This is a genomic window from Bradyrhizobium agreste (genome assembly GCF_016031625.1).
GTDB classification, from domain to species: domain Bacteria; phylum Pseudomonadota; class Alphaproteobacteria; order Rhizobiales; family Xanthobacteraceae; genus Bradyrhizobium; species Bradyrhizobium agreste.
Map to the genome: position 1 here is coordinate 194,509 of NZ_JACCHP010000007.1, position 26,496 is coordinate 221,004.

Annotated in this window: 22 protein-coding genes and 1 pseudogene; 10 read left to right on the forward strand and 13 right to left on the reverse strand. The window is 64.0% G+C overall.

The features are described from left to right. The first annotated feature begins 1 nt into the window (after nucleotide 1). From hisG to HZZ13_RS12520, 4 genes are all read left to right on the forward strand, one after another. Nucleotides 2–979, forward strand: a complete 978-nt coding sequence (gene hisG, locus HZZ13_RS12505) for an ATP phosphoribosyltransferase (protein ID WP_197959891.1) — start codon at nucleotides 2–4, stop codon at nucleotides 977–979. A gap of 91 nt (nucleotides 980–1,070) precedes the next feature. Then, complete coding sequence (locus HZZ13_RS12510) at nucleotides 1,071–2,117, forward strand: glycosyltransferase family 2 protein (protein WP_197959892.1); 1,047 nt, start codon at nucleotides 1,071–1,073, stop codon at nucleotides 2,115–2,117. Further along, the gene (locus tag HZZ13_RS12515; RefSeq protein ID WP_197959893.1) at nucleotides 2,114–2,959 is read left to right on the forward strand and encodes a ChbG/HpnK family deacetylase; all 846 of its coding nucleotides are present in this window, start codon (nucleotides 2,114–2,116) and stop codon (nucleotides 2,957–2,959) included. Before HZZ13_RS12510 ends, HZZ13_RS12515 begins: the two co-directional genes overlap by 4 nt. Before the next feature lie 124 nt (nucleotides 2,960–3,083). Next, the gene (locus tag HZZ13_RS12520) at nucleotides 3,084–3,896 is read left to right on the forward strand and encodes a DUF2076 domain-containing protein (RefSeq protein ID WP_197959894.1); all 813 of its coding nucleotides are present in this window, start codon (nucleotides 3,084–3,086) and stop codon (nucleotides 3,894–3,896) included. Between the two features lie 650 nt (nucleotides 3,897–4,546). On the opposite strand, the gene HZZ13_RS12525 is transcribed toward HZZ13_RS12520, so the two are convergent. After that, nucleotides 4,547–5,377, reverse strand: coding sequence for a L,D-transpeptidase (locus tag HZZ13_RS12525; RefSeq protein ID WP_197959895.1), 831 nt, complete (start codon nucleotides 5,375–5,377; stop codon nucleotides 4,547–4,549). A gap of 316 nt (nucleotides 5,378–5,693) precedes the next feature. Between HZZ13_RS12525 and HZZ13_RS12530 the strand changes: the two genes are divergently transcribed. Then, nucleotides 5,694–6,479 carry a protein phosphatase CheZ gene (locus HZZ13_RS12530; RefSeq protein WP_197959896.1) on the forward strand — a complete coding sequence of 262 codons (786 nt, stop codon included), beginning with the start codon at nucleotides 5,694–5,696 and terminating at the stop codon, nucleotides 6,477–6,479. Nucleotides 6,480–6,805: 326 nt separating this feature from the next. Here the strand turns inward: HZZ13_RS12530 and HZZ13_RS12535 are convergent, their stop codons facing one another. The 5 genes from HZZ13_RS12535 to HZZ13_RS12555 all read right to left on the reverse strand — a co-directional run bounded on the left by HZZ13_RS12535 (nucleotide 6,806) and on the right by HZZ13_RS12555 (nucleotide 13,908). Beyond that, nucleotides 6,806–8,002: a helix-turn-helix transcriptional regulator gene (locus HZZ13_RS12535; protein ID WP_197959897.1), complete on the reverse strand. Its 1,197-nt coding sequence runs from the start codon at nucleotides 8,000–8,002 to the stop codon at nucleotides 6,806–6,808. Nucleotides 8,003–8,365: 363 nt separating this feature from the next. Then, nucleotides 8,366–9,223, reverse strand: a complete 858-nt coding sequence (locus HZZ13_RS12540; RefSeq protein ID WP_197959898.1) for a PAN domain-containing protein — start codon at nucleotides 9,221–9,223, stop codon at nucleotides 8,366–8,368. A 76-nt stretch (nucleotides 9,224–9,299) separates the two neighbouring features. Next, nucleotides 9,300–10,532, reverse strand: coding sequence for a hypothetical protein (locus HZZ13_RS12545; RefSeq protein WP_197959899.1), 1,233 nt, complete (start codon nucleotides 10,530–10,532; stop codon nucleotides 9,300–9,302). A gap of 100 nt (nucleotides 10,533–10,632) precedes the next feature. Then, nucleotides 10,633–11,538, reverse strand: a complete 906-nt coding sequence (locus tag HZZ13_RS12550) for an SH3 domain-containing protein (RefSeq protein WP_197959900.1) — start codon at nucleotides 11,536–11,538, stop codon at nucleotides 10,633–10,635. 1,851 nt (nucleotides 11,539–13,389) lie between these two features. Beyond that, a complete protein-coding gene (locus HZZ13_RS12555) occupies nucleotides 13,390–13,908 on the reverse strand; it encodes a hypothetical protein (RefSeq protein WP_197959901.1) in 519 nt (172 codons plus the stop codon). 314 nt (nucleotides 13,909–14,222) lie between these two features. Here HZZ13_RS12555 and HZZ13_RS12560 point away from each other — a divergent pair, with 314 nt between their 5' ends. The 3 genes from HZZ13_RS12560 (at nucleotide 14,223) to HZZ13_RS12570 (ending at nucleotide 17,737) form a co-directional block, all read left to right on the forward strand. Next, nucleotides 14,223–14,519: a co-chaperone GroES gene (locus tag HZZ13_RS12560; protein ID WP_008544107.1), complete on the forward strand. Its 297-nt coding sequence runs from the start codon at nucleotides 14,223–14,225 to the stop codon at nucleotides 14,517–14,519. A gap of 237 nt (nucleotides 14,520–14,756) precedes the next feature. Beyond that, entirely contained in the window at nucleotides 14,757–16,388 is a 1,632-nt protein-coding gene (groL, locus tag HZZ13_RS12565; protein ID WP_197959902.1) for a chaperonin GroEL, read from the forward strand. 140 nt (nucleotides 16,389–16,528) lie between these two features. Then, nucleotides 16,529–17,737, forward strand: coding sequence for a hypothetical protein (locus HZZ13_RS12570; protein WP_197959903.1), 1,209 nt, complete (start codon nucleotides 16,529–16,531; stop codon nucleotides 17,735–17,737). A 149-nt stretch (nucleotides 17,738–17,886) separates the two neighbouring features. Here HZZ13_RS12570 and HZZ13_RS12575 read toward each other — a convergent pair whose 3' ends face one another. After that, nucleotides 17,887–18,237, reverse strand: a complete 351-nt coding sequence (locus HZZ13_RS12575; RefSeq protein WP_376707034.1) for an META domain-containing protein — start codon at nucleotides 18,235–18,237, stop codon at nucleotides 17,887–17,889. A gap of 178 nt (nucleotides 18,238–18,415) precedes the next feature. After that, nucleotides 18,416–18,614: pseudogene (locus HZZ13_RS12580) on the reverse strand (L-lactate permease); the annotation flags it as partial. A 208-nt stretch (nucleotides 18,615–18,822) separates the two neighbouring features. Between HZZ13_RS12580 and HZZ13_RS12585 the strand changes: the two are divergent. Then, nucleotides 18,823–20,574 carry an ABC transporter ATP-binding protein/permease gene (locus HZZ13_RS12585; RefSeq protein ID WP_197959905.1) on the forward strand — a complete coding sequence of 584 codons (1,752 nt, stop codon included), beginning with the start codon at nucleotides 18,823–18,825 and terminating at the stop codon, nucleotides 20,572–20,574. Nucleotides 20,575–20,777: 203 nt separating this feature from the next. Here the strand turns inward: HZZ13_RS12585 and HZZ13_RS12590 are convergent, their stop codons facing one another. From HZZ13_RS12590 to HZZ13_RS12605, 4 genes are all read right to left on the reverse strand, one after another. Further along, nucleotides 20,778–21,791 carry a TorF family putative porin gene (locus tag HZZ13_RS12590; RefSeq protein WP_197959906.1) on the reverse strand — a complete coding sequence of 338 codons (1,014 nt, stop codon included), beginning with the start codon at nucleotides 21,789–21,791 and terminating at the stop codon, nucleotides 20,778–20,780. 425 nt (nucleotides 21,792–22,216) lie between these two features. Next, on the reverse strand, nucleotides 22,217–22,555 hold the full coding sequence (locus tag HZZ13_RS12595) for a histone (RefSeq protein WP_197959907.1): 339 nt from the start codon (nucleotides 22,553–22,555) through the stop codon (nucleotides 22,217–22,219). Between the two features lie 85 nt (nucleotides 22,556–22,640). Then, nucleotides 22,641–23,963, reverse strand: coding sequence for a glycolate oxidase subunit GlcF (glcF, locus tag HZZ13_RS12600; RefSeq protein WP_197959908.1), 1,323 nt, complete (start codon nucleotides 23,961–23,963; stop codon nucleotides 22,641–22,643). Next, nucleotides 23,963–25,198, reverse strand: coding sequence for an FAD-binding protein (locus tag HZZ13_RS12605; RefSeq protein WP_197959909.1), 1,236 nt, complete (start codon nucleotides 25,196–25,198; stop codon nucleotides 23,963–23,965). The genes glcF and HZZ13_RS12605 overlap by 1 nt, the downstream gene beginning before the upstream one ends. Nucleotides 25,199–25,350: 152 nt before the next feature. Here HZZ13_RS12605 and HZZ13_RS12610 point away from each other — a divergent pair, with 152 nt between their 5' ends. Continuing rightward, nucleotides 25,351–25,665, forward strand: a complete 315-nt coding sequence (locus HZZ13_RS12610; protein ID WP_197959910.1) for a putative quinol monooxygenase — start codon at nucleotides 25,351–25,353, stop codon at nucleotides 25,663–25,665. 22 nt (nucleotides 25,666–25,687) lie between these two features. On the opposite strand, the gene HZZ13_RS12615 is transcribed toward HZZ13_RS12610, so the two are convergent. Continuing rightward, the gene (locus tag HZZ13_RS12615) at nucleotides 25,688–26,494 is read right to left on the reverse strand and encodes an SDR family NAD(P)-dependent oxidoreductase (protein ID WP_197959911.1); all 807 of its coding nucleotides are present in this window, start codon (nucleotides 26,492–26,494) and stop codon (nucleotides 25,688–25,690) included. Nucleotides 26,495–26,496 lie beyond the last annotated feature (2 nt).

The following is a 26,496-nucleotide window of genomic DNA, read 5'->3' on the forward strand; positions in this document are numbered from 1 at the left end:
CATGAGCGCGCCATTCGTTCTGGCCGTTCCCTCCAAGGGCCGCCTGCAGGAAAACACCGAGGCCTTCTTTGCCCGCGCCGGCCTCAAGCTGTCGAAAGCCGGCGGCGCCCGCGACTATCGCGGCACCATCGCAGGGCTCGACAATGTCGAGGTCGCCTATCTCTCGGCGAGCGAGATCGCCGCGCAATTGTCCCGCGGTTTTGCCCATCTCGGCGTTACCGGCGAAGATCTCGTGCGCGAGAACATCGCCGATGCCGACAAGCGCGTATCGCTGATCGAAGGGCTCGGCTTCGGCTATGCCGACGTCGTCGTCGCAGTGCCGCAGGCCTGGATCGACGTCCGCACCATGGCCGACCTCGACGACGTCACCACCGGCTTCCGCGAGCAGCATCACATGCGGATGCGGGTGGCGACCAAGTTCGTCAACCTCACCCGCGGCTTCTTCCAGGCTCACGGCATCACCGATTACCGCATCGTCGAAAGCGCGGGCGCGACCGAAGGCGCGCCGGCGGCCGGCAGCGCCGAGCTGATCGTCGACATCACCACGACCGGCGCGACGCTCGCGGCCAACGGCCTGCGGGTGCTCGACGACGGCGTGATCCTGCGCAGCCAGGCCAATCTGGTGGCTGCCAAGGAGGCCGATTGGTCGCCGCAGGCGCGCGAGACGGCGCGCGTCATTCTCGATCACATCGCCGCACGGGCGCGGGCCAACAAGTACCGGGAAGTCCGCACCCGCTTCCGGCAATGCGATGCCGCCCTGCTCGGCGAAGCCCACAGCCGGTTCGGCGTGGAGGCCCCGTTCGGCGGTCCGACCTCGTCAGGCATGCTGACCCTGCACTGCCCACCGGGGCAGCTCTACGCGCTGGCGAGCTTCCTGCGCGAGCATGGCGCCGAGACCGTCTCGGTGGTGTCGCTCGACTACGTGTTCGACCGGGAGAACCCGCTGTTCGCCAAGCTCGAGGCGTTCCTGCGGCGGTGAGTCCCAGGTCCGTTCCGTTCAGCTTTGCGACAGCAAACGGCTGCTACCATATACTGTTGAGAAGACCTAAACGCCTCTGGAACCTCGATCGATGACGCTGGGCTCTGACGTTTCCGGCATGACGACCACCGCAAGCACCGCCGCAGCGAAGGGGTTGTCGATCGTCATCCCCGTCTACAACGAAGCGGCGGGCCTCACCGCTCTGCACCAGCGCATCTGCGAACTCGCCAAGACCCTGCGGCAGCGCTATCGCCTGTCTTGCGAGGTCGTCTATGTCGACGACGGCAGCAAGGATGCGACGCTGTCGATCGCGCGGTCATTGCCGGCCGACGCCATCGACGTTCAGGTGGTGTCGCTGTCGCGCAATTTCGGCAAGGAGGCCGCGCTGATGGCGGGCCTGGACCATGCCCGCCTCGGCGCCGTGATGTTCATGGACGGCGACGGCCAGCATCCGCCGGCGCTGGTCGAACAGCTGGTGCGGCACTGGATCGATGACGGCTATGACGTCGTCTACACCGCCAAGGCGCATCGCGACAACGAGCCCTTCCTGCGCCGGCTCGCGGTGCACGGCTTCTACGCGCTGATCAATTGGGGCGCCCGCCAGAAGATTCCGGAGGACGCCGGCGATTTCCGCCTGCTGTCGCCGCGCGCGGTCGCTGCGCTGAGGCAGTTGCCGGAACGCAACCGCTTCTTCAAGGGCCTCGCCAGCTGGATCGGCTTCCGCCAGATCCGCGTCGACTACGAGCCCGCAGCACGTGCACATGGCGTCACCACCTTCAACGCCGCGAGCCTGCTCGGCCTCTCGATCGAGGGACTGACGTCCTTTTCGGTGGCGCCGTTGCGCTTCGCCAGCCTGCTCGGCGTCATTCTCGCCGGGGGTGCCTTCCTGTTCGGCCTTTCGATTCTCTGGGAGGTGTTCACGACCGGCAAACAGGTCCCCGGCTATCCCTCGCTCGTGGTCGGCCTGATGACGATCGGCGGCGTGCAGCTCATCATGATCGGCATCGTCGGCGAATATATCGGCAAGATCCTCTCCGAGCTGAAGGCGCGGCCGATCTACTTCGTCGCCGAGCACAGCGAGAAGCATTTCGAAGCCGGCAAGGCCGATGAGGCCGCGAGCAGGACGGCAGCCGAATGAGCGTGGCCGCGAGGGCGCGGCGGATCTGGCTCTGCGCCGACGATTACGGCATCAGCCCGGGGGTCAACCGCGCCATCCGCGACCTGATCGAACGCGGCCGCCTCAACGCCACCTCGGTGATGATGGTGGGGCCGGCGATCGCGCGCAGCGACATCGAGGCGCTTTCTGCTTCGGCAACGCAAAGCCCGCGTTGCGCGATCGGATTGCACGTGACGCTGTCGGCGCCGTTCCGCCCCCTCACCATGCATTTCCGCCCCCTGGACGGCGACATGTTCCTCGCCTTTCCCAAGCTGCTGCGCGCCGGATTGATGCGCCGGCTCGACCGTGAAATCATCCGCAACGAGGTGAAGGCGCAGCTGGCCGCCTTCATGGACGCGTTCGGACGCGCCCCTGACTTCGTCGACGGTCACCAGCACGTGCAGCTCTACCCGCAGGTGCGCGACGGCTTCGTCGATGCGGTGGTCGAGGCTGCACCAAAGGCCTGGGTGCGCCAGTGCGGCCGCGACCTGCCGCTTCGGCAGCGGCTGGCCTCACCGAAGGCCATGGTGCTCGATATCCTCAGCGCGCAATTCCGCCGCCGCGCCGGCAGTGCCGGCCTCAGCTTCAACCCCGGCTTCGCCGGCGCCTATGATTTCACGCGCGCCGCCGATTTCGGCGCGCTGATGCGGCAATTCCTGGAAGGCCTCCCCGACGGCGGCCTCGTGATGTGCCATCCCGGCTTCGTCGATGATGTGCTCACCGGCCTCGACCCCATGACCGACGTTCGCGAGCGCGAGCACGCCTATCTCGCGGGCGACGCCTTCGCGCGCCTGCTGGCAGACAGCAACGTAACACTGGGATGAACGGCGAAAAGCGCGCCAGAGGCAGCTTGTCGCATACCGAAATTTAATCCGGCCGGCACTGTTGGGGCCATAATGGAACCCTACATCTCCTCTCGCGCTTGGTTTCGCGCGAAGGAGACAGATCATGACGCCGCAGGAACGCCAGCTCGTCGACGACCTTTTTGACCGGCTTTCTAAGCTGGAGAATGCACCGCGCGATCCCGATGCGATCGCCGCGATCTCCGACGGCCTACGCAAGGCGCCCGGCGCCATCTATGCGCTGGTGCAGACCACGCTGGTCCAGGACGAAGCGCTGAAGCGCGCCAATGCCCGCATCCAGGAGCTGGAAGCGGCCCATGCGCCCGGGCAGGCGCAGTCCGGCGGCTTCCTCGAGACCATGCGCGACACGCTGTTCGGATCGAGCCCATCGCGCGGCTCGGTTCCGAACGTGCCGCCGCGTGAGCAGCGGCCGGTCTGGAACAGCGGCCAGGCGATGCAGCAGACCCAGCCGGGCTACGGCGCGCCGCCTTACGGACAGGCCTATGGCCAGGGTCCGGGTCAGGGCTATGGCGCTGGGCCGATTGGCGGTGGCGGCGGCTCATTCCTCGGCACGGCGGCGGCGGCCGCGGCCGGCGTCGTCGGCGGCTCGCTGCTGCTGTCGAGCATCCGCGGCATGATGGGCGGATCGCACCAGCAGGCTTTTGGCGACACCAACGCGCTCGGCGACCGCAGTCCCTGGAGCGGGGGCGTCGATCAGTCCGGCGGCTCGCTCGCGCACGATGCCGGCCTCGACGACATCGGCTCGAACCGGGAGTCCCGTCACGGCTTCTTCGATCCGGCGTCGAACGATCGCGACAACAACGACCAGAACTACGGCGACGATCGCGACGACAGCTTCGACACAGCGGCCGGCGACAGCGACTTCGGCAATGACGACGGCGGCAGCGATTACGCGTAGGCCCATCCGATCGACAGATGTGCAACGGCCGCCTCCGGGCGGCCGATTTCTTTTCAAGCAGAGCTCAATGCGTCTGCTCTGTCCCCACGCCAAAGAGGGCCCGTTCAATATAATATGACTAGTGCATGCGATTGTCGGACAGCACTGAGCAGAAGATCACGACGTGCGCCTGACTTCACCATACGGAGCGAAATCGCCCTCCGACACACGCTGCCGTAGACTCCCGGATTTCCAAATTTGGACATGGGTGTTCAACTGAAAGAACACGCTGCGTATCCCACACGCCGTGGCTGCCTCTCTTGGCACAGTCGGGGGTTTTAAGAATGAGTCCACTTCAGCAGCGCATTGCGACACTGAGCGACGTCACAACACATCTCATCACCGAATTGAACGAGTTGGAGGGGCTGCACGAGCGCCTCAGGAAGGCAGAGCTGTCGGTGCGGCGGCTGAACCACTCGGCTCGCGCACCGCATTCGCCTTCATCAACTCGCCGGCGCCGCTCCGCCGTCCCTCGTCCCGGGTCGAGGCATCGTCAGCAGACGTAGGACCGTTCAGGCAGACGTTCGGCGGCGGCAGCGTCCTCTTCGATGCCGCGCAGTTGGAGCCGACGCGGCACGCGGATTTGACCGCTCCATCGAGCGCATGACGGTTCACATCACCACAACCTTGGTGCCGACATTGACGCGGCCGTAGAGGTCGATGACGTCCTCGTTGCGCATGCGGATGCAGCCGGAGGAGACGTTGGTGCCGATGGTCCAGGGCTCGTTGGAGCCATGGATGCGATAGAGCGTCGATCCCAGATACATCGCGCGGGCACCGAGCGGATTTTCCGGACCGCCTTCCATGTGCCTGGGAAGGTCGGGCCGGCGCGCGAGCATTTCCGCCGGCGGCGTCCAGTCCGGCCATTCGCGCTTGGCGGTGATCGATTTCACGCCGGACCAGGTGAAGCCGGGACGACCGACGCCGATGCCGTAGCGCAGCGCCCGGCCGTTGCCTTCGACGAGGTAGAGGAACTTGTTCGGCGTATCGACCACGATCGTGCCCGGGCTTTCCTTGCCGCCATAGTCAACGAGCTGTTTCTCGAATTTCGGATCGAACGGACGCTGCCGCGGATCGACCGCCTCCTGCTGGAGAGAGGCGCCCTGCTGATATCCGCCCTGTTGATATCCGCCTTGCATCTGCGGCTCGCCCATCGGCGGCAGGCGCCGCTGGTCGTAATAGCCCGGCTGCTGCTGATACACCGGCTGCTCCGGCGCGTAGGCCGGGCCGCGGCCGGGGCCATCGCCGAACAGGAACTCGATGAAGCCACCGCCCATGTTGGAATTGGACGCCACGCGCACCGGCGCCGGCGGCACGCGCGACTGGTACAGCACTGCGGGCGGATTGTTCGGCACGCTGTTGTCGAAGGCGCTGGCGTCGTTCGCGCCGGCCACGAAGGTGCAAGCGCTGCCGAGCAGCGCGACAGACATTTTCTTGAACATCGACGTACTCTGTACTGTTTCGTCTAGATCACATGCGTCGTGGAGAGCCGGTGGCTGATCCGCGCTCTTCGACGTGGTCAATAAAAAGCAAAAGCCGTTTTGTTTGGTAAACGGAAAGCGCGTTTCGATTCACCACGTCGCGAGCGCGCCTGCAATTTGGCGATCAGCGTTTATTTTCGATGAACGCCGCGCGGCCATGGTTAATCGCTTCTTTGCGCCGCGTCGCGCGACGCCGCACAACAGTTCCGGTTGTGAACTTCGTGTTAAATCGCTTCTGCCTACAAAGACGCGTGAGTGAGGTGGGGGGAGTATCCTGATGGCTGTTCACCGCAAGCGTTTTCGCGTCGAAGATATCGTCGGTGGCGAGATGCCCATTCTAGACGTAACGGAAGAGGCACCCCCGATGCACAGCGAGATCATGGCCGAGCTGCGCGCGATCCGCGCCCAGATGGCGAAGGGCATCGTCGCGGCCCCGCTGTCCGGCAGCGCCGCGATGGCGGCGATCGATGCCTCGACCGCGCACGAGCTTGCCGAAGCGCGCACCATGCTCGAGACCTACCGGGCGCAGATCGAGCAATGCGAGAAGCTGAAGGTCGAGCTCGACCTCATCCACGACGCCATCGACCGCACCAAGCGCGAGATCGCGACGCTGCACGGCAAGAGCTTCGACGGCGGCGAGATGGCCAAGGTCAACGGCGAGCTCGGCGCGGTGGTCGGCGGCACCGAGCAGGCGACCCAGCAGATCCTCGAAGCCGCGGAATCGATCGACCAGGCGGCCAGCGCGATGTCCAAGGTGGACTCGATCGATCAGCAGAAGCGCCTTGCCGACGACATCCAGGAACGCGTCATCTCGATCTTCGAAGCCTGCAACTTCCAGGACCTGACCGGCCAGCGCATCAGCAAGGTCATGACCACGATGAAGTTCATCGAGCAGCACATCAATGCGATGATGGAGATCTGGGGCGGCGTCGACGCGATCAAGTCCCATGTGCCGGCGCAGGTCGACAACCGCAGCGAGGACGAGAAGCTCCTCAACGGCCCCAAGCTCGCCGGCGACGTCGGCCACGCCTCGCAGGACGACATCGACGCGCTGTTCGACTGAGCGGGAGCGGATCACGGAAAAAAAGCGCCGGCGCGAGCCGGCGTTTTTTGTTGTTGGGCACCCCCTCCGCTATCATCGTCCGCGGAAGGCGGACGATCCAGTATTCCAGAGACAGTGAGGCTAGAATCGATAGGCCGCGGCGTACTGGATGCTTCCCGCCTTCGCGGGGCATGACAGAGACCACGCTACCTCAGCGTCGAGGAAACCATATGCAATGCCGGCCTGCAACGAGACACCGGCGCGACCCCAAGGTGGACTTCGGCAGATAGGCCGCGGAAGTCCAGACTTAGCTGGAAACGCGGGCCTACGAATGCACAGACTTTGGATCAGTCGTGGCTCGGTCTTGAAGGATCGCCTACTGACCTCCTTGGTTGGCCAGCAGTGCTCGTTAACCGGCGCTCGCCTTCCAGCAGTAGCCGGACGAGCTCGGCCTGTCGGCGTACGCCGGTCTTTTCGAAGATGTGGCTGAGATGCGCTCTGACGGTTGCGGACGTTATACCAAGGCGGGCTCCGGCCGCGTCGCGTCCGTCACCCTTGAGAATTTCCAACGCCACATCGGCCTCTGCCTTCGTCAGCCCGAATCGATAACGAAAGTCTTCCTTTCGCACGCGCTGTTCTCGCTCAAGATCGGTGATGATGAGAATCGCTACCGGCCGCGCAGCGCCAAGCCAGGGCGTACCGATCTGCGCCTCCTCCGCTCGAAATGGCGCGACCGCTATGCGCAAGGCGTGGCGCCCATCCGTACGCGGAACCTCAATCCTTCCGCCAGGCCAGCCGTTGACGATAGCAACACCCACGCAACTCGCAATCAGACGGCGCAACACCCGGGTAGCGTGGTGATCGCCAGCGCAGACGCCATCCCGATCGACACCAAGACCGTCATTGCGGGCGAGGATCGCCGCGGCGGTTCGGTTTGCGAACAGGATTTTCGTCGCCGCATCGACCAGGATGAGGCCGGCCTCCAACTGATCGAGCGCATTTCCCGCCGCCGCCGTGCGGAGATCGGCGGCAGCCAGGCGGTGGGCCACGTGCAGCGCAGTGAGAAGATGCGGTACTAGCATCCGCATCACCGCGACGTCCTCGGCATCATAATCTTGGCGGCCCAGCAGGCGGCCGGTGGAGAGGTGGATGAACCACTCCGGCGTGCTGAGCGGCGAAACCACCAGGCCGTAGAAGGCGCCCAACGGCTTGACTCCCTCGTTGTAGAAACGTGTCCGGGCGTACTCGCGGTCGGGCAGAAGCGCGGAGGTCGGTGCCACGGAGCCGACCGGCAGCGCCCGGATGGTCTCCCAGAGATCGGACCCATTGGCGGCCACGCCGGCGAATCCGACCGTCTGCTCAGAAGTCATCTCGAAGCTCACCGCATACTCAGGCTTTCGGCTCGCGTTTTGTACCAGCAGGATGCCGCGCTCGCTGCCCAAGGCACCGGCGATCGACGCCAACGCGCGCGCCCAGCCATCGGGCGTTAGCGGCGTCTCATGAATTTGCTTCACTGCTTCAAGAATCGCATCTGCACGTGCCATCGGTGCCCGCCGCCTGTGTTCTCGCGGAAATTCTACAACCCGAGCGTGAAAGATACAGGACAAACGTCTGATGCGCCATTGCCCTATTGAGATAGATCTGCTTCGTCACCGATGCGTTGCCAGTCGTGCGGGAGCGGTTGCCGCTTTTTCCTGATGCAGAATGTCGCAGCCGACGTGCTAACATTTTCAACAGACGTCGTGCCCCTGACGACATAGATTGCGCTCTCGCCGTCCGACACTTCGGTTACGAGATAGTTGTTTTGATAGCGTCTTGAAGATGGGCGGGTGCACGGTTAAGGGTCTGCGCACAAGCATCATTTGCGCTTGGAAACGTTCTCCCCTAACGATCCTCGCCAATGCGGTTTATCGGAGGGCACCCGATACGCAGCAGCGATTTGCACTCTTGGCCGGAACACTGTCTTTCAGCCAGCAGACACCCCGAGGTCCTTGCACGCCGGCGCGGACGTAAGTGTAAGCCTTGCACTGGCCGTCGGCTTCGCAGGCTTCGAGGCAGCTCTGGTACCGTTCGATCGGAACTTCGAAATGCCGATAGTCGCGGCCGAGGCGATTGATGTTCTGCTCAGCTCGTTGTGCGCTGGGTCGCGTCGGAGGCGTCGGCGACGCTGGTGAAGGCGTTGAAGATGCGGAACCTTGCTGCGCCTTTTTTATCGCCTCGATCCGGTCCCTGATTCCGCCGCTGTTGTTATGAGACGAAGTGGTCACACAAGTGGCCTGCTGCTTGCTTTTGAAAAACACCTCCCGGTTCTTGTCGCCCTCCGGAAGGAGCGGGTTCCTCCTCAAGCCGCCGATAAATCCTGATCCGTCTATCGTGCCCTTGTAGTAAGTGAAATGCCCGCCGCCGGTTGGCATCGTCGCCCACTCCGCGGTGATGTCGAGCTTTGGTCCATCCAAACGGGCCGTCGCTCTTCCTTTGACCTCGCGATAAGTCTTCCAATCATTGTAGTAAACCGTGCCATCGTATTCGTTTTCGCTCCTTCTTGTCATGCTGAAGACGACAAAGAATCCGCTGTCCTCGACGGCATTGAATTTCGCGGGCAGTCGCCAAGCTTGACACTCTGCCGCCACCGCAGCCGAAGACAATCCGGACCAGATCGCAAGCACGAGCGCACCCATCGCGAGGGCCAAAGAATGAACGATGACACCGGCAATGTGAGGTCGCATGACGTTTCCTATTCGTGCGCTCCAGCGGCTAAGCAGCATTCCGGATCTCCAACCGTCCGCGTTGCCCCAGAGAAAAATCGGTCATCGCCATCGCAGATGGCACATCGCATATCGCTTATCCGCCCGATGCACGTTGCCCGTAGTAGCCAGGGCGATAACGCTCTTGCCAGCGCCGGCTCGGCAATCTTGAGTTCGATTCCGCGCGATACACGATAACGCGGCCTGTGTGCGGCCAGGAGAAGTCATAGGTGTGCCGTTTGACGGCTCTCAGGTTGTTCGTGTTCTGCTCGATCAATGTGATCGTATTGCCGTTCCTCGCGACGATGATCGCGCTGTGCTTGTCTTCAGGCCCGGTTCCGGTTCCCCAGTTTCCGCCGCCCCCTGGCTGGGTGAAATGCGCGGCTTCGAGCTGAACGATGTCTCCCCGTTGAGCTTCGGCGAGAGATATCTCTCGACCCCAGTCATAAGGGCGCGGATTGAAAACGGGAGGATTCGCGCCAGCAGCCTTCAGCGCCGCCTGTACGAAATGCGTGCACTCACCGTCGCCAACCTGGCCAGGTGGCAATGTCGGACACGCCGATGATCGAACCCGGCCTTGTGCATCGACACATTTGTCCAGCTGCGACTCCGCATAAGCAGCGATCTTCTCGCCCAGGCTCGTCCCGGTGTTTTGCGAAGGCGAGGGCGGTGGCGATGGCGTGTTCGCCACCACGTTCGGACTCGAACCGCAAATCAGCCCGACGGCATTTACGTCTTTGCCGCCGCGCCCCTGGATGCCAATGGCCGCTTCGCCATTGGGACACGTCTGATTAATGGACGGAAACGTACCGGCGCCATTCCCGAGCGACAGGCTGTGTCGCGCGCCACCCGTCGTCGAGCGGCAATAGAGCACGAACTCACGCACTTGCCTGTTCCGGTCCGTCATTTGGAGGCCCACGCCATCAATGATGGCATTGGCTCCGCAATCTTTCTCCGATGGCCCGCCGCCATTTCCGCCGCGCGCGGGACCATGAAATTGTGCGCCGGTCGAGCCATCAGGTTTCACTGGGGCGCATGTGATGGACATCTGGTCCACCCAAAGACCGGACCGCACGCGCAAACCGACCAGGTATTGTCCGGCCGGACAAAGATCACGGAATGAGAAATCTCCGCCTCCTCCAATCGGCGCAAACTCTTTCGCAGCAACGGTGTTCAGGGTCACAAAGCCCGCGACGATGGAAAGTGCAGCAGCGGCGACCCGGTGCGCCGGTTTCCGACGGAAGCGCCGCGTGGTGCATAGCGCGTAGGGGGATATCGTCGGGAGGAATTCCCCGATTTTTGTTTTTGCCTTCGCGATCGTGGTCATCATAGCGCTGCTCCCGATGCCAAGTCTAATTCCACACTCCAACTGAACTCCACGGAATCGATATCTCCCGCGTGTCCGATCCGCTGCTATCACCGTCGCGAAACTAATCTGTTGTAAGGTGGTCTGCGGCGACCCAGCCTGAGCCGCTGGCCACGTCGAGCTTCAGATTGAGCCAGCCGTCCGGGTGTCGGCCCAGAACACTGGCTGTCGTTCCTTGTCTCATCATGCCGATGATTTTGAATTGGCCACCGGGACCTTCGTGAATATCGACGTCGTCCTTGGCGGTCGCTTTGCTTGTTTTCTTGCCGAGCGCTTTGAGGGGCTTGCCGGATGGCGCATTGGACGCTTGCGTCGGGAGGATTGGCGGCTTCGGCCCGCAGATAAGGCCAAGCGCATCCAGGTAGGCGCCGGACCGGCCATGAATGCCGGTTGCGGCCTCGTTTTCGGAGCAGGTCTGCACGAAGGAATGCAGGAGCTTTCCCGAATAGTGACCGCCCACTCGGACGCTCGTGCAGGCGCTACCTGAATCAAGGCAGATCTTGTTGGGCGCGCCGCCCGCCAGCGGCGTGCAGGTAAGCTCGACGAAATCGACAAAGACCGGCCTGTCGTCCTTATGCGTGTAGCCGAACATGATGCTGCTGGCATACCGATCGCCGCCCGGGCAGATACCCTCTTTTGGCGAGCCGCCTGGCCCGCCGTGATAGGGCATGTTCCATGGCGGCTGATCGAATCTGCGTTGTGCCGCATTGAAGCTTGCACATTTCAGGCCGATCGAGTCGACCCAGCCGCCAGTCTTCAGGTACACGCCGACAATATAGCCATTGGAGCATTGCGATCGGAAATGTCCGCCGCCGGGTCCGCCCTGAATCTGGAGGTCTCTCGCCTGAACGTCTGGCGCCGTGAGCATGCAATGAACAATAACGGCAAGAGCGACGCAGTAACGCGAAAACGTGATGATCTCTCTTGCGTGCGACAGCGCGCATCGATGCCTTATCATTGAAATTCCCATTTGGTCCCGATCGTTCTATCTGATGAGTGTGGAGCAGTTCGGCGGTGTGCCTGTCCGGCCCGGTCCGCACGTGGCCGCTCCGCCATAATCGATGTTGTCGTCGATGCGCCGCTTGCCGAGCTTCTTGATCGGCTTCGTTGTGCCCGCTCCGCCGCTCGGCGTGGGGCCGTAGGGGCCACCACACCCATCATTCCCGCCGCTACACGGTTTCGTTGCGACCGTACCCACCCCGCCGCTAGGCGTGCTGGGTCCTGCGCCAGGCGCGGGCTGATCGCGGATCAACGACGACTCGCTGAGGACCCGTCCACGGTGCCTGAGGCCGGAGATGATACAAACGCACGGCATGCCCCTCTTTGCCGTCGGGTCGTCGGCCGCGCAGCGATAATCCGGCGAAACTCGACAGTAGGGCTTCATCGTCCTCTGCGCGACATCTCGGGTTATAAAATTGGAAGTTTGAGCGGGAGCCGTCGCTGGCACCCAAAAGTACAGAATAGCCGGAAGCAATATGGCGCCTATTCCTCGTCGACGAGATTGTACTTGAGACGCCATTGGATCTATCTCCCGATGCTGAGCACATTGCGCGTTGAGTTCATGGCGAGTTCCAGTGTTGTTGTCCGCTGATCGCAGTGCCATCGCCGTGATTTCTATTTGATGAGGGTAGAGCAGTTCGGTGGTGTGCCGGTCCGGCCTGGTCCGCACGTGGCTGCTCCGCCGTAATCGATGTTGTCGCCGACGCGTCGCTTGCCGAGCTTCTTGATCGGCTTCGTTGCGACCGTGCCCGCTCCACCGCTAGGTATGGGTCCCGTCCAGGGCGTAGATGGCCTGGTGATTTCGCTGCGCGCACGTTCTTCTTCTCGGGTTTTCCAAGGCTCCTTGATGCATGAATATTGTATGCAGCCACCGTGTCGCTGGAGTTGATTGTTGATGAGGCACGCGCCGTGTGTCATGCAAGCCGCTGCGCTGCCTGGCGAGCATTGGGGCGTGTGCGCACATTGTGGCCGCGGGCGCGCGTCCTGTGCTTCTGCCGTTGATGGCGCCGTGCAGCCGAGCGTTAGCAGGCCGAGCGCGCAAACGCTCCGGATCATGAGCTATTCTCCCGGCTTGAACGCCTTGCAGCCATTCTCGAACTGATCCCAAAGCTGGTGGCAGACATCGCGCGAGCTGCTCCCGCTCAAGATTCGTCCCACAGATGCAGTGCGTGCGCATCGGACATTCGTCTGATACGCGCGCCGGTGGATTGCTGGGATTTGCGTGACCCAGAGGGGGTGCGTTTCCGATCGCGAGGGCACGCGCTGAGCGGAATCAGTCAGGCGGCCATCTGCATTATCGGTTCGGCATGCTTCAGCGCGGGCTTGCCAATGAGATGCCGCAGCTCGGCCGCCTATAGGTCGAGCACGTCGCGCTTCAGGCTGATCGGCGGACATCAACGCAGCGTCCAAAGACACCGCGACTTCCGACGATGGCGCACCACCCTTCTTCTAAACTAAGGCCGGCGAGCTTCATTGCCGAAGCTCGCCGGCAGTCAGAACGCCCGCAACGAAATCGCAACGAATTGGGTGAAACAACCGCGAACAAAACGGGGCAGAAACACCCTTTGCGTCGAGAAAAATCAATACTTTAGAAAATGTTCACTGCGTTCGGGACGTAAGCGTCGCGGGTTAGCAAAAACGCCGACGTGCGATTTATATTCCGATCGTAACCTAACCTACAGATCTACATAGGCTCGTTGAGACGGTCTTTTACAGCTAAGTACTTGTAGTTGCACGTAGACGATCAGACTCTTAATCAGCGGATCCCAGTTCGAGCCCTGGTGCGCCCACCATCCCAAGGCCCTGCTGATGCAGGGCTTTTTTACGCCCTCGGCGCGCAGCGGACGTAGACCATATTGCCGTAGCGGGTGGCGGCGTCCTTGTCGATGAAGCGGGTGATCATGACGCGACCGTCGAAGGAGACGATCTCGCGGTCCTGCTCGCCGGGGGTCGGGCCGGCCGGTCCGATGTAGTTCTTGCCGCTCGGCGAGCCCTTCAGCCGCAGCTCCTGCGGCGTCGCCTGGTCGGCGAGATGCATGATCACGCCGCCGGAGGAACCGGCGGTGATCACGTAGGGGTTCTTGCATTGCTCGCGCGCCATCTTCTCCGTGCGGGCGCGGTCGGCCGGGTTCTGGAACGAGGCGAGGCCCCAGCGGCCGACGATCTCGTCGGCGCGGATGCTGGCCGGCATTTCGGGCGCGACGCCCGGTTCGGCCTCCGGCGGCGGCGAGGACGAGAAGGACGGCAGGCTCATGCCGCCGCCGCAGGCGCCCAGCAGCAGCGCCAGACAAGAGGCGGCCGCCAGATTGGCAACCGTGCGCGCGTGAGCCGAACTGATCATGGCATTCCCCCGAACAAGACCATGGCCGCACCCCTCCCGCAGCCAAGCGCAAAACCGCTGCCCGAGCAATGACGTCGTTCTCTAAGCCGACGCCCCGAGCCAGTTTCCAATGCCACCATCCTATATCCGCCTCAACAACCGCTTAACCACCTTTGCTTGACAGGATCGCGGCCAAGCCATATTTCCGGACCCACTATTAGCACTCGGAAAGCCCGATTGCTAAGCGCGCCGTTCGACCCTCGACGAGAGGGTGGACGGAAGCGCCGCCCCACCGACCCCACTACTTCCGAAGCGAGCCTCCAAAGGGAAACGTCATGGCTAAATCCAAATTTCGTCCGCTGCATGACCGTGTCGTGGTCAAACGTATCGACGCCGAGGAAAAGACCAAGGGCGGTATCATCATTCCGGACACGGCCAAGGAAAAGCCGTCCCAGGGCGAAATCGTGGCCGTCGGCCCCGGCGGCCGCGACGAGACCGGCAAGCTGATCCCGATCGACCTCAAGGTCGGCGACCGCGTGCTGTTCGGCAAGTGGTCGGGCACCGAGGTCAAGATCGACAACGAAGAGCTCCTGATCATGAAGGAGTCGGACATCATGGGCGTGCTGGCCTAAGACCATCCGCCTGAACGGCCGCTGAATGTGCCGCAGTCATGCCCGGGCAGAAGCGCGAAGCGCGTCTTCGCGCTAGATGACCCGGGCATCCATCCCTCCTCACAAGATGATGGATTGCCGGGCCTACGCCACGCCGAAGCGGCTACGGCCGCGCAGGCGGGTCAAGCCCGGCAATGACGAAGAGAGCGCCGCACGGCACAACACAGACACATCACGTAACACGAGGAATTGCAGACCATGGCTGCCAAAGACGTCAAGTTTTCCGGAGACGCGCGCGAACGCATGCTGCGCGGCGTCGACGTTCTCGCCAACGCCGTCAAGGTGACGCTCGGCCCCAAGGGCCGCAACGTCGTCATCGAGAAGAGCTTCGGCGCCCCCCGCATCACCAAGGACGGCGTCACGGTCGCCAAGGAGATCGAGCTCGAGGACAAGTTCGAGAACATGGGCGCCCAGATGGTGCGTGAGGTCGCCTCCAAGACCAACGACCTCGCCGGCGACGGCACCACCACCGCGACCGTGCTCGCCCAGGCCATCGTGCGCGAAGGCGCCAAGGCGGTCGCCGCCGGCATGAACCCGATGGACCTCAAGCGCGGCATCGACACCGCGGTTGCCGCCGTCATCAAGGACATCGAGAAGCGCGCCAAGCCGGTCGCCGCCTCCTCCGAGGTCGCCCAGGTCGGCACCATCTCCGCCAACGGCGATGCCGCCATCGGCAAGATGATCGCCCAGGCGATGCAGAAGGTCGGCAACGAGGGCGTCATCACCGTCGAGGAGAACAAGTCGCTCGAGACCGAGGTCGACATCGTCGAGGGCATGAAGTTCGACCGCGGCTATCTCAGCCCCTACTTCGTCACCAATGCCGAGAAGATGACCGCCGAGCTCGAGGACGCCTACATCCTCCTGCACGAGAAGAAGCTCTCGGGCCTGCAGGCCATGCTGCCGGTGCTGGAGGCCGTGGTGCAGTCGGGCAAGCCGCTCGTCATCATCGCCGAGGACGTCGAGGGCGAGGCGCTGGCCACCCTGGTCGTCAACCGCCTGCGCGGCGGCCTCAAGGTCGCGGCCGTCAAGGCGCCGGGCTTCGGTGACCGCCGCAAGGCCATGCTGGAGGACATCGCGATCCTGACCGGCGGCCAGCTGATCTCCGAGGAGCTCGGCATCAAGCTCGAGAACGTCACGGTGAAGATGCTCGGCCGCGCCAAGAAGGTGGTGATCGACAAGGAGAACACCACGATCGTCAACGGCGCCGGCAAGAAGCCCGACATCGAGGCCCGGGTCGGCCAGATCAAGGCGCAGATCGAGGAGACCACCTCGGACTACGACCGCGAGAAGCTGCAGGAGCGCCTCGCCAAGCTCGCCGGCGGCGTCGCGGTGATCCGCGTCGGAGGCGCCACCGAGATCGAGGTCAAGGAGAAGAAGGACCGCGTCGAGGACGCGCTCAACGCCACCCGCGCCGCGGTGCAGGAGGGCATCGTCCCCGGCGGCGGCGTCGCGCTGCTCCGCGCCAAGAAGGCGGTCGGCCGTCTCACCAACGCCAATGATGACGTCCAGGCCGGCATCAACATCGTGCTGAAGGCGCTGGAAGCCCCGGTCCGCCAGATTTCCGAGAACGCCGGCGTGGAAGGCTCGATCGTGGTCGGCAAGATCCTGGAGAACAAGTCCGAGACCTTCGGCTTCGACGCCCAGAACGAGGACTATGTCGACATGGTCGAGAAGGGCATCATCGATCCCGCCAAGGTGGTGCGCACCGCGCTGCAGGACGCCTCCTCCGTGGCCGGCCTCTTGGTGACCACCGAAGCCATGGTCGCCGAGCTGCCGAAGAAGGAAGCTCCGCCCGCCATGCCCCCGGGCGGCGGCATGGGCGGCTTCTAAGCCTCCGACCCATTCCGATGTTGCGAAGGCCGCCTCCGGGCGGCCTTCTTTTTGCCGACGATGGGCTCCGCTTTCCGATTCAATCCACGGCCAAAACCAACTACGGTTGCGCCGATTCTGATTGCGCGAGGATGTCATCGATGCGTGCGCTTCTGGTTTGTTCGACGGCCGTTCTGGCGGCCCTGCTCGCCGTTCCACCGCAGGCCTCCGCCCAGATGAAGCTGTCGCCGAAGGCCACCGCGCCGGGCGGACCCGAGACGCGCTATTTCACCTCGATCGACGGGCTGATGGACGGCAATGCCGACGTGATCCTGAAGGAAACGCGTCAGGGCAAGACGGTGACCGCGGCGGTGCTCGACGTCTGCTATCCCATCGCGAAGAACTCCGAGCGCAAGGACCGCTTCGTCGTCAACCTCCAGGTCGCGGGCCAGACGCTGACGGGAACGACGCAGAGCATCAGTGAGAAGTCGCCGGTCAGCGTCAAGTTGACGCGCAAGCAGTCCGGCGACACGTTCGAATTCCGCGGCCAGATCGCGATCGGCCAGGCGGTGACCGAGGTCACCTCGCCGGACAATTCCGATCTCAGCGAAAAGGAATTCCTGGACAGCCAGACATCGGACGACGGCATCACGCCGCAGCCGAAGGATTTCACCGACGTCTCGCCGGAAGCGATCGCGGTCAAGGTCAAGCTGGATGCGGCGACCGACTTCCTGAAGAGCCTCAAGGGCCAGGAGGTCGAGGTGACGCTGGCGAGCCTCAATGTCGGCTGCGATGCACTGCGCGCGGGCGAGCAGACCATCAACATGTCGGTCGATCCCGAGCGCGCCGGCGCGCTGCTGGCGAAATTCAAGGCGATGCCGGGCGTCACGGCCGCAGGCTGGACCGCGGGCATGACCGAGATGGATCGCACTATCCGCTTCCCCGCGGCGGACTGGCGCGAGGGCGACAAGATCAACCGCACCAAGCTCGCGACCGCCGTCTCGAACGTCTTGAGCCGGACGCTTGCGGCAAAGCCGGTCTCGCAAACCTTCAACCCCGCCACGGGCAAGCTGAAGCTGGTCTTCAAGCGGCCGAACCAGGATCATCCGGCGCTCGAGCTCACCGACACGATCGAGGTCACGGGCCTGGTCTCGCCCGACAAGCCCGGCACGACCGACAAGCTCATGCTCTGGATTGGCAGCCCCGCGACGACGACGGCCGACGAGGGCAGCGGCGCCAGGCTCAATCTGTCCGACGATGCGAGCGCGGACGAAGAGAGCGATCTGCCCGACGACAACGGCTCGATCGAGGCGCTCGTAAAGGAGCTGAAGGGCCAGCGCTGGGACGCCGACAAGTCGATGTGGAAGTGAGCTCACGTGCCCCGGACGTAGCGCGAAGCGCTGCGAGCCGGGGCCCAGAGGCCACACACGCGATTGCAGAAAGAGTCTGGGTCCCGGCTCTGCGGAGCGTCACTTCGTGCCGCACCGCGTCCGGGACACGAGAGCGCTGCTTGCGATTTTCAATTCCCCGTCGTCCTGAAGCGCAGCGGCTTCGGGCCGATCAGCGTCAGCACGTCGCCCTGGCGCTTCCAGGTTTCGACGCTGCCGAGCGCGGCGACGAGCTCGTCGTCGGCCTGCGCTCTCGCCGGCGGACAATTGCGATCCTGGATCTGGGCGGGGACGAAGATCACGGTGTTGCCGGCGACCGAGAACTGGCCCTTGCCGCCCTTGCACCAGAGCTCCAGCACGACCTCGCCATGGTCGCCGATCTCGATGTTGGGAATCCGCTTCGAGCCTGCTTGCGGCAACGCTTCCAGCGTCATCTCGGTGCCGAACGGAAACCCCTCCTCGGCACGCGCGAGAGTGGCCATTGCCAACATTGCAACCGCCGCACACAGCAAGCGCAGAAGCGAAACCATGAGACCTCTCGACCCGACCTGATTTGCGGCACCTTGTATAGGACAGCCGTGCCGTTGAGAAGGTTCGCGGAAGGTGCAAAAAACCCGCGAGGACGAACCTCGCGGGGATTTGTCGACGCGGCGCAGCCCACTACTTCAGGACCAGCGCCGTGAACGGCCAGATGCAACGTCACGAGCACGCCGACGAGGCACGCCAGCACGATCGCGTGCCAGAACACGAAGCGCAGGATCGTGCCCTCATGGCCGTACCAATTGGTGGCGGTGGAGGCGACCACGATCGACTGCGCGTCGATCATCTTGCCCATCACGCCGCCGGAGGAGTTCGCAGCGAATGCGGCGGTTCCTGGCCGCTCACAAGGTCGCGAAATCCCGGAGCACCCCGCCCCGCCATCGAGCCCCATGCTAGGGTTGCAAGCTGCGACAAGCCAACGCAAATTGCAGACCTTGCGACTTTAGTCCAAGTGCGCCCGTTTCCGCTGTTGCCTCAGGTCGTTGGCTCCGGGCATTTGTGCACATCCCCCGAGGAGACCCCGTTCCGTGAACAACATCAGCGCCACGCTCGCGATCGTCTGGCGAATCGCCGCCCCCTATTTCCGATCCGAGGACAAATGGGCCGGCCGCGGCCTGCTCGCCGCGGTGGTCGCGATGGAGCTGGCGCTGGTGGCGATCGACGTGCTGGTGAACCAGTGGCAGAACCGGTTCTACAGCGCGCTCCAGAACAGCGACTGGGACGCGTTCGTCACACAGATCTGGATCTTCGTCGCGCTGGCCTCGACCTATATCGCGCTGGCGGTCTACAAGCTGTACCTGAACCAGTGGCTCCAGATCCGCTGGCGGCAATGGCTGACGCGACACTATCTCGGCGAGTGGCTGCAGGGCTCGACGCATTATCGCATGCAGCTCAAGGGCGATGCGGCCGACAACCCGGACCAGCGCATCACCGAGGACGTCAAGAACTTCGTCGAGCAGACGCTGACCATCGGGCTCGGCCTGCTGTCCTCGATCGTGACGCTGTTCTCCTTCGTGATCATCCTTTGGGGCCTTTCCAACGCCGCGCCGCTGCGCCTGTTCGGCACCGACCTCATGATCCCCGGCTATCTGTGCTGGGGCGCGCTGATCTACGCGATCTTCGGCACGGCGCTGACGCACTGGATCGGCTCGCCGCTGGTCAACCTCAACTTCGAGCAGCAGCGCTATGAAGCCGACTTCCGCTTCAACCTCGTCCGCGTGCGCGAGAATTCCGAGCAGATCGCGCTGCTCAGGGGTGAAGGCGCCGAACGCGCCCGCCTGCTGGACCGCTTCGGCTTCGTCATCGCCAATTGGTACGGCATCATGAGCCGGACCAAACGGCTCACCGCGTTCACCGCCAGCTACCAGCAGGCCGCCGTGCTCTTTCCCTACGTGCTGGTCGCGCCGGCCTTCTTCGCCAAGAAGATCCAGCTCGGCGACATGATGCAGACCGCATCCGCCTTCTCCAGCGTCCAAGGTGCGCTGTCGTTCTTCGTCACGGCCTACCGGTCGCTGGCGGAATGGCGCTCGATCGTTGCGCGACTCGATGGCTTCGAGATGTCGGTCGCCTCGGCGGTCAATTTGCCGGCACATGAGCCTGCCATCGCGCTGGAGGTCGAAGGCCGCCATATCGATCTCGAGCAGCTCTGCGTGAACCTGCCCAACGGCGCGCCGCTGGTGGCCGCCAAGGCCTTCACCATTCAGGCCTCGGAGCGCGTGCTGGTGACCGGACCGTCCGGCTCCGGCAAGTCCACGCTGTTCCGGGCCATCGCCGGCATCTGGCCGTTCGGCACCGGCACGGTTATGGTCCCGGAAAAGGCAAAGTTGATGATGCTGCCGCAGCGGCCCTATTTCCCGGTCGGCGTGTTGCGCGATGCCGTGGTCTATCCGGCAGCGCCGGGGGCGTTCGACGCCGCGCAGGTCCGCAACGCCCTGACCGCGGTCGGGCTGCCCGATCTCGCCGGGAGGCTGGACGAGGACGGCCACTGGAACCGGATGCTCTCGCTCGGCGAGCAGCAGCGTCTCGGGCTTGCGCGCGCGCTGCTGCATGCGCCGGACTATCTGTTCCTGGACGAAGCCACCGCCTCGCTCGACGAGCCGTCGGAAGCCCGGCTCTACCGGCTGCTGGCGGAGAGACTGCCGCAAGCCACCATCGTCTCGATCGGCCACCGCTCGACGCTCGATGCCTTCCACAGCCGCAAGGTGGCGCTGGTGAAGGACGGTGCGATCCACGTCGTCGGGGGCGAGCGGGCTGCGGCTGAGCCGAGCGCCGCGCGCTGAGGCGCACTCTGTGGCCGCTGGTCATCAAGTTCGAGTCGTCACTCCATACACTCGTCATGCCGGGCTTGACCCGGGCATCCACGTCTTTCTGGCCTCGGAGCTAACACGTGGATGGCCGGGTCAAGCCCGGCCATGACCGCGTGGAGAAAGCAAAAGGGCGGCAGGTTGCCCTGCCGCCCTCGCGAAGTCGTTCGGGAAGAAGCTTACTTCAGATTGGTCATCGCCGTCAGGTCGAAGGAAAGCTTGGCGACGCCGGCCGCGCTGCACCAGTTGGAGCCGAAGCCGCCCGGGTTGATGGGGGTGAAGCTGCCGGTGAACTTCGCGGTGTGATCGCTGGTGAAGGCGTTGCAGTCGCCCTTGTTCAGGTCGGTGTCGTAGTAGCGCAGATCGAGCGTGAACACCTTGTAGGTGAAGCCGACGCCGACGTTCCAAGTGTTGTAGCTCGGCTCCTTGATGCCGTTCGCGTACACTGGATCGCCCGCGATGCCGTAGAAGATGTCGGAAGTGCCGAACCACTGACGGCCGAACTCACCCGACACATACATGCCGACGCCGCTGGCACCGAAGATCGTGCTCGGCGCGGTCCACTTGGCGGTGATCGAGGCGTAGTTGCCCCAGGCGCCGAGGTTCAGGAAGTTCGGCGAATAGTACTCGTTGAAGCCGACCGTCCACTGATCGTTGATGGTGACGTTCAGCTTGGCATAGCCTTCGTAGAAGCTCGCGTTCTTCTTGGCGAAGTTGCCGTTGATCGGAAGGCCGATCGCGCCCTGCGAGTAGTCGATGTCGCTGCCGCAATTGCCCTGCAGCAGGGTGCCCTGCGACCCGAAGCATTGTCCGCCCGGATAGAGGTAGCCCCAGACACCGAAGTCGAAGGCAAACATGCCGAAGGTCGGGCGGATACCGCCGTAGATGTCGACTTCCGCCGCAGCGCGGTTCGGGAAGGAGATGCTCGAGGCGGACGTACCGATGTAGAGCTGGAGGTCCTTGTTGACGTTGTAGCGCGGCTCGAAATAGGCCGTGACCGACGGCTTGTGGTTCGACTGGGTGATACCGCGGAAGATGTAATCGCTCATGATGCCGCCGCCGAAGGCGATATCCCAGGGATCGAAGGCCGGGGGCGGCGGGGCTTTCAATGCCTTCACGCGCAGATCTGCCGCGAACGCCGAACCCGTCGTCACCATTGCCAGCGCCGTTGCCAACAAAGCCACTTTTTTCATTTCGGTCCCCATTTACCCGTTCTTACTTGGCAGTCGCCCCCGGAAGCCCCCCGGGGCATGCGGCGTACCTGCAAAATTGCGTCACTGCGGCAATTTGGATCGATGGATAGGAACCGTGAAGCAAAAAGCGCGGGCATCTGCCGACTTTTTAGGCGTTTTGACGAATTCACGAAAGGTTGTCAGCCTGTGTTGCTTCTCGATCACATTATTTGCATTCCGGGGGGCAAAGCAGACCCGTGTAAACCCGGGATCGCCCGGCGGCGTCACACCTTGGCTTGCGAATCAGGATGGGCCCAGCACGTGCGCCGCCAGGGCGTCTTGCCGCGATGCAAAAAGGCCGCAGCACCGGGGTGCCGCGGCCTTCTTGTTACAGTCTGAAGTAACAGTCCGAGGTAACGGTCCGAAGGCGATGAGAGGCCGCCTTCCTACCCCTGCTCCTCGGCGGGCGACGCTTCCGCAGAAGACGAAGGCATCGCCCAGCTTGTCTCGGCGGGCGCTGGAGCCTCCGCCGGTGCCGACGGCTTCGGAGCAGGCGCTGCCTTCGCCTTCTTCGGTGCCGCCTTCTTCGCGGCCTTCTTCGGAGCCGCCTTCTTGGCCGCCGCCTTCTTTGCTGTCTTCTTGGCAGCCTTCTTCGGGGCGGCCTTCTTGGCAGATTTCTTCGCGGTCTTCTTGGCCGCCTTCTTCTTCGTCGTCTTCTTCGCGGTCTTCTTCGCCGCTACGGCCTTCTTGGCCTTCTTGCTTTTCTTCTTCTTCGCTTTCGCCATCGTGGTCCTCCTGTTGCCGCCGAACAATGCTTGATCGGGCGTCTTCAGTCGTCACCTCGGGAGGACAGTTCAGGCTCCTGAAAGCTCAAACCTGCGCGTTCAGTGCCGGCCGCGCCCCGCCCGTCGCCCAATCGAGAAGCTCAATCGTGTGTACGACCGGAACTGACGTGCCACTGGCAATCTGCACCATGCAGCCGATATTGCCCGCGGCAATCATGTCCGGCTTGACGCTCGCGATGTTGGCGACCTTGCGATCGCGCAACCGACCCGCAAGCTCGGGCTGGAGAATGTTGTAGGTCCCCGCCGAACCGCAACACAAATGGCTCTCGGGCACATCTTTCACCACGAATCCATTCTTGGAAAGCAATTCTTTCGGAAGGCCTGTGATTTTCTGTCCATGCTGCAACGAACACGCGGAGTGATAGGCGACGACGATGTCGTCCGCTCGCGCCGCCGTCGCAAGTTCGAGGCCGGCGACGTACTCGGTGATGTCCTTGGCGAGCGCCGACACCTTCGCCGCATCGGCCGCGAACGCCCTGTCCTCGCGCAGGAGATAGCCGTAGTCCTTGATCACCGTGCCGCAGCCGGAGGTCGTCACCAGGATGGCATCGAGCCCCTCGCCGGCCATTTCCTTCCGCCACGCCGCGACGTTGGCGCGAGCCCGCGCCAGCGCATCCTGGTCGTTGCCGAGGTGATGGGTCAGCGCGCCACAGCACTGCTCGTCCCTGACAAGGACAACCTCGATGCCGTGGCGGGTTAGGAGACTGATGGCGGCCTGGTTGATGCGCGGCGCGAGCACCTGCTGGGCGCAGCCCTGGAGCAGCGCCACACGTCCGCGCTTCTTGCCCAGCGCCGCGAACACGCTGCCGGCGGTGGGCCCTGCGGGCGGCAGCCGGTTCGGCGCCAGCGCCAGCATCGCCTTGATGCGCTGGATCAAGCCCGGCGTCGCCGAAGGCCGGGGCGTCGGCAGCAAGACGCCCAGCGGACGGGCGAGCCGCGCCAGCCACATGCTGATGCGGAAGCGCTGCGGATCCGGCAGGACGAAGGCCAGCACCTGGCGCAACAGCCGCTCGGTCAGCGGCCGCCGATAGCGTTGCTCGATCCGCACCCGGGCCTGGTCGACCAGGTGCATGTAGTTCACGCCCGAGGGGCAGGTCGTCATGCAGGCAAGGCACGACAGGCAACGGTCGATATGCTTGACCACCTCGGCGGTCGGCGCCTGGTCCTTCTCCAGCATCTCCTTGATCAGATAGATGCGGCCGCGCGGGCTATCGAGCTCGTCGCCGAGCAGCACATAGGTCGGGCAGGTTGCGGTGCAGAAGCCGCAATGGACGCAGGCGCGCAGGATCTTGTCGGCTTCCGCGATATCGGGGTCGGCGAGCTGCGCGAGTGAGAATTCGGTCTTCATCAGCCAGCGCTCCGCGTGAGCCGCCCCCGGTTGAGAATGGTCTTCGGATCGAAGCTGGCGCGCACCCGCTCGCTCAGCGCGGCAATGCCCGGCGCCTGCGGATGGAACACATCGACCTCGCGCCTGACATCCTCGGCGGCCCGGATCAGCGTGGCATGCCCGCCGACCGCGTTCGCGCGCGCACGCACGGCCGGGGCATGCGCGTCCGGCTTCGGCGGCAGCGCCGCCCAGATCAGACCGCCGCCCCAATCATAGATCACATCGCCGCCCGTCTCACGCGCCAGCTGCGTGCCCAGCGCCGCGCCCGAGGCCGGCGGGCAGACGATCCGCCAGACCGGCCAGGCGCCGAGCGCGCCGCTCGCCCCGAACGGCAGCACGTCGCGGATCGCGGTCCACAGTGCCGCGGATGCCACGTCCTCGATCAGCGTCGCGGTTCCAAACGGCGCCAGCAAGTCGCGCAGCGAGCCGGCGCGGTGCAGGGCAGACGCGGTGATGCCCTCGAGCCGCAGCACCGTCAGCGCCTCGCTCTCGCCCACAAGATCGTCCAGCCCCTCGGTCCCGGCCCTGAACGCGGATTTCGGCAGATGCGCGGCGGCGGAGACGTCGAACGGCGAGCCCAGCGCCGCGGTCATGGCCTTGTTGGCCGTGGCATCGTCGAGCCCGCGCAGCAACAGCGTCCGCTCCGCCTCGGGCTTGGGCATCACCTTGAGTGTCACCTCGGTCATCACCGACAGCGTGCCCCAGGACCCCGCCAGCAGCTTGCAGAGGTCGTAGCCGGTGACGTTCTTCACCACCTTGCCGCCGGTCTTGAAGCTGTCGCCGAAGCCCGAGACGGCATGTGCGCCGAGCAAGTGGTCGCGCGCCCCGCCGGCCCGAATCCGCCGCGGCCCGGCGAGCCCGGCAGCGATCATGCCGCCGATGGTGCCCGTTGCCGGCGTGCCGAGCAGCGGAGCAGTGTTGATCGGCTCGAAGGCGAATTGCTGGTTCTTGGCGTCGATCAGCGCCAGCACGTCGGCCAGCGGCGCGCCGGCCTGGAGCGTGATGATCAGCTCGTTCGGCTCGTAGGCGGTGACGGCATTGAGTGCGGAGACGTCGAGCACGGCGTTGGTCGCCATGGCGTGGCCGATGCCGCGCTTGGAGCCATGGCCGATGATCTCGAGCGGCTGCTCGCTCGCGATCGCCGCGCGCACCACCTCTTCGACGTCTTTGGCGTCTCTGACCTTGAGCGTATCCACAGGAAAAGGCGGTAGCGAAATTCGCGCAGGAAATCAATTCGACCCGTGACGGAAGGCGGGGCGGTTCGGCGACAATCGCACTACGATCTTCATCGAACCATTGTCGCCCCGAGCTGCGCTATCGAATGGAGCATTCTCAAGGGAGCTCCATCATGACCGAACAGGCAATGAATCAGCAGGCCGGACTTCTCGTCGTGGCGCAATGGGAAGCAAAGGCTGAAGAGGCCGACCGCGTTGCCGAAATCCTGCGCGGCTTCCTCCCGCAGGCGCAGCGCGAGCCAGGCGTCAAGCTGTTCCTGATCTCGCGCGCCAAGGACAATCCGGCCCAGTTCCTGTTCTACGAGTTGTTCCGCGACGAAGCCGCCTTCGAGGCGCACCAGGAGAGCGCGCATTTCAAGAGCTACATCGCGGAACAGGCGCTGCCGCTGCTGGCCAGGCGCGAACGCGCGCAATACGCCCTGCTGTGATGGCGGAACAAGCTGGAGGTGATCAAGCCCCCGCCTTGCACGTGATCCCGCCGTCGACGACGAGCTCGATGCCGGTCACGTATTTCGACTCGTCCGAGGCCAGGAACAGCGCCGCGTTGGCGACGTCCCATGCATCGCCCATGTGGCCCATCGGCACCTGCGCGTCGCGCGCGCGCCACATCGCCTCGACATCGCCCTTGGCATAGCTGGCGGCGAGGCCCGCGGAGTGCTCGACCATCGGCGTCTTCATCAGGCCGGGCAGGATCGTGTTGACCCGGACATGATGGCGCGCGAACTCGATCGCGGTGGTGCGCGTCATCTGGTTCATCGCCGCTTTCGAGGTGCCGTAGGTAACGTAGGAGATCCCCATGTGGCGGATCGAGGCGATCGAGGAGATGTTGATGATCGAGCCGCCGCCCTGCTTCACCATGATCGGGATCACGTGCTTCATGGCGAGATAGGCGCTCTTGAGGTTGACGCTGAAGACACGGTCCCAGCTTTCTTCGCTCACCTCGACCACGCTGCCCATCTCGGCGATACCGACATTGTTATCGAGCACGTCGATGCGGCCATAGGACTTCAGGCACGCCGCGACCATCGCCTCGATCTCGCTCGCGCGCGACACGTCGGCCGTAAATGCAATCGCCTTGCCGCCCTCGCTGCTGATGATCCCTGCGGTCTCCTCGGCCGCGGCGCCATTGCGATCGACGCAGAACACCTGCGCGCCCTCGCGCGCAAAGGTTACCGCGGTCGCCTTGCCGTTGCCCCAGCCGGGTCCGATCGAGCCGGCCCCCACCACCATCGCAACCTTGCCCTTGAGCCGATCCATCG